The organism is Streptomyces sp. NPDC059009, assembly GCF_042740175.1.
GTDB lineage: Bacteria > Actinomycetota > Actinomycetes > Streptomycetales > Streptomycetaceae > Streptomyces.
Genome location: NZ_JBHYJB010000003.1, coordinates 342666 through 351989, shown reverse-complemented (window position 1 = coordinate 351989; position 9324 = coordinate 342666). Strand labels below are relative to the sequence as shown.

Below are 9324 nucleotides of genomic sequence, written 5' to 3'. Positions count from 1 at the left end.
CCCACGCGCGTGGGTGCCCTTCTTGCGTTCCGTGGGCTCAGGTCCAGAGCACCGCGATGAAGATGTTCGCCGTCGTGAACAGGCCGACCGTCCCGAACATCGCCTTGTCCACCTTCTCGTCGTCCCGCTTCACATAGACGAGCGCGAGGATCACGATCAGCAGCGCGAGCTTCACGCCGATCTTGATGTTGTTGACGGGGTTGTCGTCGGCCTGGTTCAGGCCGACCAGGACGACGCCCGTGACCAGCATGGTGAGCGCGCCGTGCAGCATGGCCGGCGTGAAGCGGGCCGTGCCCGCACCGATCTGCTTCATCTGGGTCAGGAAGCCGCCCAGGAGCGCGGCGATGCCGATGATGTGCAGGCCGACGAAGAGATGGATGAGTACGTCCATGAGGCGGAGCCTAGCCGGGGCGGTGTTCCGGGGCGTTAGCACCCCTTGGCTACGAGGTCGGCCACAAACGCCACATCGGTCATAGGTGTACGGGAGAGGGGCGCCGCCCCGCGGGCACCTCGGTCACATACGGTCACGACACAGTCCCCTTGCGTCAGTTGCGGACAATCCGTCACCAACTCGTGACGCTCAGGTTTAGCGTCCTTGCCCAGGTGACCGGCTCCCCACCGCCGCTCGGACCAGGGGCGGCCGTCGGCCACCACCGCCGAGAAGTCCGGCGGCGGCCCCGTTCCCCTGTGCGGGCCGCCGCCGGACGCGAAAGGGGCCCGACTCGTGGCAGCGCACCGCAAGCCCAAACAGCGCTCGCTCAGCGGCCATACGGCCCGTACCGCCGCCACCCTCGCACTCGCGTCGGCCGCGACGGCCACCGCGTTCGAAGGCACCGGGCACGCGGAGCCCAAGCTCAGCCCCGCCGAGGTGAAGGCCAAGGTGGACGCGCTCTACCACCAGGCGGAGGCAGCCACCGAGAAGTACAACGGCGCCAAGGAAAAGGCCGACAAGGCGGACAAGGCCCTGGACGGGCTCCGCGACGAGGCGGCCCGCAAGGAGGACCGGCTCAACTCCGCGCGCGAGGGCCTCGGTTCGTACGCCGCCGCGCAGTACCGGACCGGCGGCCTCGACCCGTCCGTCCAGCTCGCGCTCTCCTCCGACCCCGAGCAGTTCCTGGACCGCGCGACGCTCGCCGACCGCGCGGGCAGCAGGCAGGCCGCGGCCGTCACCCGCGTCCAGGAGGAGCTGCGCGGGATCGACCAGCTGCGCGGCGAGGCCGACGACCGGCTCGCCGACCTCAAGTCCCGCCAGGCGGAGCTGAAGCGGCACAAGAAGACGGTCACCAAGAAGCTGAGCGAGGCGCGGCGGCTGCTGTCCGAACTCACCGGGGACCAGCGCGCGGACGTCACCGACGAGCTCGCGGGCGGCGGCTCCGCCCGGGACAGCAGCGGCGCCTCCCGCGCCGACGCGAGGGCCACCCCTGCGGGAACGTCCAAGGCCCCCAACTCCCGCGCGTCGGCAGCCGTTTCATACGCCTACAAGGCGCTCGGCAGCCCCTATGTGTGGGGCGCCACGGGCCCGAGCGCCTTCGACTGCTCGGGCCTCACCCAGGCCGCGTACCGCTCGGCGGGGGTCGCCCTGCCCCGCACCACGTACTCCCAGATCGACGCGGGCCGCCGGGTCTCACGCTCCGAACTGCGCCCCGGCGACCTGGTGTTCTTCTACTCGGGCATCAGCCACGTCGGCCTCTATGTGGGCGGCGGGCAGATGATCCACGCCCCGAACCCGAGCGCGCCGGTGCGGCTCGCCCCCATCGACCAGATGCCGTTCGCGGGGGCTACGCGGGTGGCGTGAGCGCCGCTCACGCCGGGGTCGCAGACCCTCAGACCAACCGCCGCGCCGTCGCCCACCGCGTCAGCTCGTGTCGGTTCGACAGCTGCAACTTCCGCAGCACCGCCGAGACATGGGACTCGACCGTCTTCACGGAGATGTAGAGCTGCTTGGCGATCTCCTTGTACGCGTATCCGCGCGCGATGAGCCGGAGGACCTCGCGCTCGCGCTGGGTGAGGCGGTCCAGGTCCTCGTCGATCGGGGGCGCGTCCGTCGACGCGAAGGCGTCCAGGACGAAGCCCGCGAGGCGGGGCGAGAAGACCGCGTCGCCGTCCTGCACACGGAAGACGGAGGCCACCAGGTCCGTGCCGGTGATGGTCTTGGTGACGTAGCCGCGGGCGCCGCCGCGGATCACGCCGATGACGTCCTCCGCCGCGTCCGACACGGACAGGGCGAGGAACCGGACCGGGTTCTCCGCGTCGGCCATCAACGGGGCGCAGCGGCGCAGGACTTCGACGCCGCCGCCGCCCGGCAGGTGCACGTCCAGGAGGACGACCTCGGGCCGGGTGGCCGTGATGACCGTGACCGCCTGGTCGACATCGGCGGCCTCGCCGACGACCTCGACGCCGGTGCGCTCGGTCTGGCCGATCTCGGCCTGCACGCCCGTACGGAACATCCGGTGGTCGTCGACGAGGACGACCCGCACACGACGCTCGGGCCCGGCACCGGTCTGCTCCGCCGGCTCGGTGGGCTCGCCCGGCTCGTTCGCCTCAGTGGCGTCGCTCATGTCGCTCATGTCGACTTTTCCGCCCTCTCCATGGTCAGTTCGACCTCAGTGCCGCCGTCCGGCACCGCGCGCAGCCGCGCCGTGCCGCCGTTGCGCTCCATGCGGCCGATGATCGATTCTCTTACGCCCATGCGGTCGGCGGGGATCGAGTCCAGGTCGAAGCCGGGGCCGCGGTCCCGCACCGACACGAAGACGGTGTCGCCCTCGACTTCGGCGTAGACCTGCACCGCGCCGCCCTCGCCACCGTACTTGGCGGCGTTCACCATTGCTTCCCGCGCGGCCTGCATCTGTGCGGAGAGCCGGTCGTCGAGCGGGCAGTCACCGACGACCACGACCTCCAGGGGGACGCCGTGCTTGTCCTCGACCTCGGCGGCGCTGCGCCTGACCGCCTCGGCGAGGGTGTCGGGCTCCTCCGCCTCGTCCTTGCCGGTGCCTTCCGGCTTGTAGAGCCAGGCGCGCAGGTCGCGCTCCTGGGCGCGGGCGAGGCGGCGGACCTCGCCCGCATTCTCCGCGTTGCGCTGGATCAGCGTGAGGGTGTGCAGCACCGAGTCGTGCACATGCGCGGCGACCTCGGCGCGCTCCTGGGCCCGGATGCGCATGAGCCGCTCCTCGGAGAGGTCCTGCGTCATGCGGACGAGATAGGGGCCCGCGAGGAGCGCGATGCCGACGAGCACGGCGAGCGCGGCCTGCAGGACGGCGCCGAGGTGGGCGGCCGAGCCCTGCAGCACGAAGATGCCGGAGACTCCGGCGCCGACGAGGAGCACCCCGGCCGCGGAGCGGGCGATCGTGAGGGTGCGCCGGCGGCGGCCGACCGCCATCCAGCGGGCCCTGCGGGCGTTGTCCGCCTGCCGCCAGACCAGGGCGACGCCCGCGCCGACCAGGAGCGTCGGCACCAGATACGCCTTGGCCGAGCCGGTCAGGTCAACGCTGCTGATGAAGACCATGGCGACGGCGACCATCGCGAGGAGCGCGACGATCTGGCCCTTGTCGGGCTTGCGGGCCACGAGTCTGCGGCGGCCGTCGGGCGAGGTCTCCGCGGTCATCATCGGGTGCCGCGGCGCCTCGTCGACGCCGCCGACGCCCAGGGGCACGAAGAACCAGAACGCGGCGTACACCAGCGCTCCCAGTCCGTCCGCCATGCACAGGCCGATGAAGATGAGCCGCACCCAGACGACGGGCAGACCGAGGTGCCCGGCGAGACCGCGCGCCACCCCGCCGAGCCAGCGGCCGTCACCGCTGCGGTAGAGCTTGCGCAGCGGCCGCTCGTCTTCGATCGGGGGTGCGGCGGCTTCTGGCATGACATTGATGTTCACACGGGCGCGGGGGTACGGGCATCAGGGTCGACCCCCGAGACTCCCCTGATCTGTGCGGCTCGGGGACCGTCAGGGGCGATATCAGGGTCCGGCCAGGGTCGTCCCGGCTCCCGCGGCGGCCCCGCGCCCGTCACCATGGACGCATGACGGATCAGCAGGGCTCCGCGCCGAGGCCGACGCGGACCGAGCCGCGCGATGACATGTCCGACCGGGCCACCGAGGCCGGCCGGCCGGTCGGCGAGCGCGTCTTCCGCCGCGACCGGCGGCAGAAAATGCTGGGCGGCGTCTGCGCGGGGCTCGGCAGGCGCTGCGACATGGACCCGGTGATCTTCCGCATCGGCCTCGCGGTACTCGCGATCACCAGCGGCTTCGGCCTGATCTTCTACGGCTTCGCCTGGCTCCTGATCCCGGCCGACGACGCGGAGGAGAACGAGGCGCGCAGGCTCCTCTCCGGCCGCGTCGACGGCCAGGCGCTGACCGCCGTGCTCTTCGCCCTGGTCGGCTGCGGCGTCTTCCTCACGCTCCTGAACAACAGCAGCGCGCTGACCTTCTCGGCCACGCTCGCGCTCCTGCTCGCGGGCGCGGGGTACTGGTCGCAGCAGCGCGACACCGAGGATCCCGACCCGGTGGCGGCCCAGGCCGCGGCGGACGCCCCGCCCGAGGCGAAGGCCCCGCCGGTGGCCCCGGCCCCCTCCTGGTGGCGGGACCCGATCGTCAAGGACGGCACGCACGTGGGCCCGCCCGGCTACTTCTGGGGACCGGACAAGGTCACCGTGGACTACCGGCCGGATCCTCCGCACGACACCCCGTACTCCCAGCGCTCCCAGCACTCCCAGCGCGAGCGCGCCACCGCCGCGGCGAAGGCCACCGCGCCCGAGCCGCGCGGGCCGCGCTGGATCGGCGGCTGGTTCTTCCTGCTCGCGCTGCTCGCGGGCGGCCTCGGCACGGGCCTGACCTGGCACGAGCAGCCGCTGGGCACCAGCCTGCAGACCGGCCTGGCCTGTGCGCTCGGCGTCCTCGGCCTGGGCATCGCTATCAGCTCCTTCCTCGGGCGCACGGGAGCGGGCTCGATCGTCCTCGCCGTGCTCACGGCCGCGCTCCTCGCGGGCTCCGCGGCCCTCCCGAAGAACATCGACACGCACTGGATACGCACGGAGTGGCACCCCGCCACGGCGGCGGACGTCCGGCCGAAGTACGAGCTGGGCACGGGCGCCGGCACCCTCGACCTGACCCGCGTCGAGGTGGGCGAGGGGAAGACCGTCACGACGCGCGCCGAGCTGGGCGCGGGGCGGCTGCGGGTGATCGTGCCGAAGGACGTGACCGTGAAGGCGCGCATCGAAGTGGGCGTCGGCGACATCCAGTTGCCCGACGACACCAAGAAGGACGTGGATGTGGCACCGGGCAAGGAGAAGAGGGTGACGTTGAAACCGCCTGCGGGCAGCAAGGACGGCGGCACCGTGGAGCTGCGGCTCGAAGTCGGTCTCGGACAGGCGGAGGTCAGCCGTGCTGCGTCATGAGTTCCAGCCGGGAAGGATGATCGCCGGGCTCGCCCTGATCGCGGCGGGCCTGGTCTCCGGGGGCGACGCGGGGGGCCTGTGGGACGTTCCGTGGTTCGTGGTGATCCCCGTCGTGGCCGGGGGTCTGTGTCTCGCGGCCGCCGCGGCCGTCGTGGCCCAGTCGGTGCGCGGCCGCCGCGGGCACCGCTCACCGGCCGGGCAGGACGGCCGGACGGTTCAGGACGGCGAGAAGCCCGACATACCCGCGGTGTGACGCCGTCGCTCGGCGCGCATCGCGTCGAGGGAGAAGACGGAGGCCCCGGCGAGCACCAGCGGCAGCCACGCCATCAGATAGGCCAGGTCGTTGCCGTAGTAGTAGGGCGACTCGGCCCAGCTCATGGTCAGCCAGAGGCTGAGCGAGATCAGCGCGCCGCCCAGTGCGGCGAGCCGGGCGAAGAGGCCGATCAAGGTGCCGATGCCGACGGCGAGTTCACCGAGCGCGATGGCGTAGCCGAAGCCGACGGGGCTCTTCAGGGCGAGGTCGACGAGGGCGGGGACGGCGGAGATGTCGCGCACCCCGCGCATCGTCTCGCCGATCGAGCCGGTCCCGGTGGCCGACATGAAGGTGCCGTCGGTGAGCTTGTCCAGGCCGGCGTAGATGAAGGTGACGCCGAGGAAGACGCGCAGCGGGAGCAGGGAGTAGCGCGTGGCGGTGGCGCGCCAGTCGCCTCCCGCGGCGTAGTGGGTGTGGCTGTCCGTGCGCATGCCGTGGGCCATGACTCTGCCGCCTCTCCCGTAGGGCCGTCTTCTGACCATACGTACGAGGCGGGGCCACCGCTCAGCAGCGTGCGGCGGTTTTCTCGAGGTGCGCGAGCGAAGGGGAGGGGGGAGGAAGGTGCGGAGTGCTCGGTCCATGACGTGGCTGACGTGGGCGGCGTGGCTGACGTGGAGGGCGTGGATGACGTGGACGGCTCAGTCGGCGACGTCGATCACACAGCGGTTGGTCTCCACGCCCGCCGCGGTGACCACTTGGATCACGACGCTGCCCGGCTCGACATCGGCCGGGACGGGGACGGTCAGCGTCTCGTCGGCGGGATTGGTGAAGCCTCCGGTCACGGGCACGAGCGGGACGTGCACGTACACGGCGCCGATGCGGACCACCATCCGGGCCAGCCGGTCGGCACCCCCGGCGCCGGGCGGCACGAATCCGGCGCCGCGGATCTCGATGTCGTCGCCGACGCGGATCGGGGCGTCCAGATCGCCCGCCTCCCGCGCCCGCACCACGGAGAGGATCACCGGCCGCCCGCCCTCGGCGTACTTCCCGGCGAGATACGTCGCCGCCGACACCAGGACCAACAGGGCGAGCCCCCAAGGGAGTTCGGGCAGCTCCTCCGGGTGCCGGGCCAGGCGCACGGCGGCGAAGACCACGGCGGCGGCCGACACGAGGACGTACTGGACGTCCGTGAAGGAGCCGCGCCCCTCGTCGTCCGTGACCGGGTCGGTGGCCCGCGGACGGTCGGCGGGCACCTTCTGCAGCCGCTGCCCGAGCACCCGCAGGCTCACCACCCGGCGCACCAGGACGGCGACCCCGCACACCACCGCGAGGACGGTCACCAGGGCGGCCGCACGCCCCGGCCCGAGCCCGTCGAGCAGCTCCTCGCGCCGCCCGGGCCGCCCCGCCCCCGCCAGCTCACCGGCGAGGACGAGCACGGAGAAGACGACGAGGAGCACCCAACTCGCCGCCACCACACGGGAGGTGGAGAGCCGGTTGTCCTCGCCGATGACGGGCGCGAGGACCCCGCCGCGCGCCCGGTGCGCGTATCCGGCCCCGGTGAGGAGCCCGGCCGCGACGAGCGCCGCGAGCAGCCCCGCCGTGCGCGCGGGCGTCCACCCGGCACCGATCGCGGTGAGCGCCTGGACGAGGAGCAGCGCCCCCACCCCGGCCCAGACGACGAGGACGGTGCGGCGCCACAGCCGCGCGAGCCACGCCTCGCCCTCGGCCCGGCCCCGCTCCGCGACGGCCCGCGCGGACTGGGTCAGCTCGTCCGACACCCACTGCCGGGACGCCCCGGCCGAGTGCGCCACCGCCGCCGGCAGCCCCTGCCCGGCCGCCAGCTCGTCGCGCCGGGCGAGGAACGCGGCGACGGCCTGCCGATGTCCCTCGCGCGCGCCATGCGGACAGTCACCGCACGTACAGCCGCCCCCGTGCACGCCCTGCCTCGCCTCCTGCACCGCCACCACCGCGTACGCCGCCTTCCCCACCCGCCAACTTCCCTGCAACGAAAGGGAATTGTCCCGCACGGAAGGGCATGCTCGGGCCATGGTTCGAGTCAGAGGGGGTGAATGGCCGACCCTCGGGTTGACCGGCGAGCCGGCCGACGCACCGGTCGCCGAGCCGGACGACGAGCCGGTCGGCGGCTCAGGCCAGCAGGTCCGGCTCGCTGCGGCTGATGTCCTGCCACAGGGACTGGTAGTTGATCCAGGCCACCAGATCGCTGCCGAGCTGTTCGCGCGTCGCCACCGCCTGCTTGTGGCCGATCATGACGGGGCGGCCCGCGGCCCGCGCGCTGAGCTGCACCTGGCAGGAGCGCTCCAGGGAGATGAACCACCAGGCGGCCGCGTCCACGGAGTCGCCGACCGTGAGGAGCCCGTGGTTGCGCAGGATGACCGCCTTGTGGTCCCCGAGCGCGGACGCGATCCGGCGCCCCTCCTCCTCGTCCACGATGACGCCCGTGTAGCCGTCGTACAGGGCGTGGCTCTCGTAGAAGGCGCAGGACTCCTGGGTGATCGGGTCGAGGAGCTCGCCCAGCGTGGACAGGGCGCGCCCGTACAGCGAGTGGCAGTGGGCGACGGCCACGACATCGGGCCGCGCCTTGTGCGCCTGCGCGTGCACGGTGAACGCGGCCTGGTTCACGTGATAGCGCCCCTCGACCACCTGCCCCTCCTCGTTGGCGAGGACGAGATCCCCGACGGTGACGTGGCGGAAGGGCATCCCGAAGGGGTTCACCCAGAAGCAGTCGGTGTACTCGGGGTCCCGGACGGTGATGTGCCCGGACACCCCGTCCTCGTAGCCGAGCCGCCCGAAGATCCGCAGCGCACCCGCGAGCCGCTCCTTGCGGTGGCGCCGTTCGTCGTCCGGCGTCTCGTGCACGGGCGGCAGCGCGAACTGCAACCGCTCTGCGGGTATCGGTGTGGGCGCCTGCATGTCGTGTCCTCCATCCCTGGCTGTACGGAGCGGAAGTTACCGGCGGTCAGCACAGGAAGACAGGGGTGCTCTGTGAAGAGAGTCTGGAGTCGGGGCATCGACCGGGCGTCGGACACGCACCGGAATCCCGACAGGAGGTGTCGGGTATGGGCGCGAGACTCTCCGTATGTCGTTCAACTGGGAAGCCTTCGCCGCAGCCGAGCCGGCCTTCGCGCAGACCGTCGAGGACCGGTTCACGAAGTACACACACCACGTTCTCGCGACGCTCCGCAAGGACGGTTCGCCGCGCACCACCGGTCTCGAAGTCCGTTTCCTGAACGGGGAGTTGTGGCTCGGGATGATGCCGCGCTCCGTCAAGGCGCTGGACCTGCTGCGCGATCCGCGCTTCGCGCTGCAGGCCAACCCGGGCGCGGGCGCGGAGATGACCGACGGGGACGCGCGGATCACCGGTCGCGCGATCGAGGTGCGCGACCCACAGGAGCGCGCCAAGTACGTGGGAGAGGTGCAGCCGCCGAGCCCGGACTCCTTCCACCTGTTCCGCACGGAGCTCACGGAGGTGGTGCGCACGTCGCTCAAGGACAACGCGTATCTGCTGCTGGAGACCTGGAAGCCGGGCGAGCCCCTGCGCAGGACGAAGCGCGCCTGACGCACATGCACGTGGGGCGCCGTCCACAGCTGTGGTGGGCGCCCCCCCCGTAGGCGACGGGGGGGGGACCACCCCTACAAAGTACCCCCCGGGGTGGGGGGGTAGA

10 protein-coding genes are annotated in these 9324 nt (G+C 72.4%); 4 read left to right on the top strand and 6 right to left on the bottom strand.

Annotated features, from left to right (window positions below; genetic code table 11):
- Nucleotides 1-37: 37 nt before the first annotated feature.
- Nucleotides 38-391, bottom strand: a complete 354-nt coding sequence (locus ACFWYM_RS05185; protein WP_384830126.1) for a hypothetical protein — start codon at nucleotides 389-391, stop codon at nucleotides 38-40.
- 333 nt (nucleotides 392-724) lie between these two features.
- Here ACFWYM_RS05185 and ACFWYM_RS05180 point away from each other — a divergent pair, with 333 nt between their 5' ends.
- Nucleotides 725-1795, top strand: a complete 1071-nt coding sequence (locus ACFWYM_RS05180) for an NlpC/P60 family protein (RefSeq protein WP_384830123.1) — start codon at nucleotides 725-727, stop codon at nucleotides 1793-1795.
- 28 nt (nucleotides 1796-1823) lie between these two features.
- On the opposite strand, the gene ACFWYM_RS05175 is transcribed toward ACFWYM_RS05180, so the two are convergent.
- A complete protein-coding gene (locus ACFWYM_RS05175; protein ID WP_384830120.1) occupies nucleotides 1824-2558 on the bottom strand; it encodes a LuxR C-terminal-related transcriptional regulator in 735 nt (244 codons plus the stop codon).
- Between the two features lie 5 nt (nucleotides 2559-2563).
- Nucleotides 2564-3856, bottom strand: a complete 1293-nt coding sequence (locus tag ACFWYM_RS05170; RefSeq protein ID WP_384830117.1) for a PspC domain-containing protein — start codon at nucleotides 3854-3856, stop codon at nucleotides 2564-2566.
- A 158-nt stretch (nucleotides 3857-4014) separates the two neighbouring features.
- Between ACFWYM_RS05170 and ACFWYM_RS05165 the strand changes: the two genes are divergently transcribed.
- Nucleotides 4015-5388: a PspC domain-containing protein gene (locus ACFWYM_RS05165; protein ID WP_384830114.1), complete on the top strand. Its 1374-nt coding sequence runs from the start codon at nucleotides 4015-4017 to the stop codon at nucleotides 5386-5388.
- Complete coding sequence (locus ACFWYM_RS05160) at nucleotides 5375-5641, top strand: hypothetical protein (RefSeq protein ID WP_384830112.1); 267 nt, start codon at nucleotides 5375-5377, stop codon at nucleotides 5639-5641. The genes ACFWYM_RS05165 and ACFWYM_RS05160 overlap by 14 nt, the downstream gene beginning before the upstream one ends.
- Here the strand turns inward: ACFWYM_RS05160 and ACFWYM_RS05155 are convergent.
- The 3 genes from ACFWYM_RS05155 to ACFWYM_RS05145 all read right to left on the bottom strand — a co-directional run bounded on the left by ACFWYM_RS05155 (nucleotide 5605) and on the right by ACFWYM_RS05145 (nucleotide 8572).
- Entirely contained in the window at nucleotides 5605-6144 is a 540-nt protein-coding gene (locus ACFWYM_RS05155; RefSeq protein ID WP_384830109.1) for a DoxX family protein, read from the bottom strand. The two genes, ACFWYM_RS05160 and ACFWYM_RS05155, sit on opposite strands and share 37 nt — an antisense overlap.
- Nucleotides 6145-6339: 195 nt before the next feature.
- Complete coding sequence (locus tag ACFWYM_RS05150; protein WP_384830165.1) at nucleotides 6340-7605, bottom strand: hypothetical protein; 1266 nt, start codon at nucleotides 7603-7605, stop codon at nucleotides 6340-6342.
- A 181-nt stretch (nucleotides 7606-7786) separates the two neighbouring features.
- On the bottom strand, nucleotides 7787-8572 hold the full coding sequence (locus ACFWYM_RS05145) for a class II aldolase/adducin family protein (protein WP_384830106.1): 786 nt from the start codon (nucleotides 8570-8572) through the stop codon (nucleotides 7787-7789).
- 166 nt (nucleotides 8573-8738) lie between these two features.
- Here ACFWYM_RS05145 and ACFWYM_RS05140 point away from each other — a divergent pair, with 166 nt between their 5' ends.
- Nucleotides 8739-9218 (top strand): pyridoxamine 5'-phosphate oxidase family protein, encoded by a 480-nt coding sequence (locus ACFWYM_RS05140; RefSeq protein WP_384830103.1) that lies wholly within the window; start codon nucleotides 8739-8741, stop codon nucleotides 9216-9218.
- Nucleotides 9219-9324: the final 106 nt, after the last annotated feature.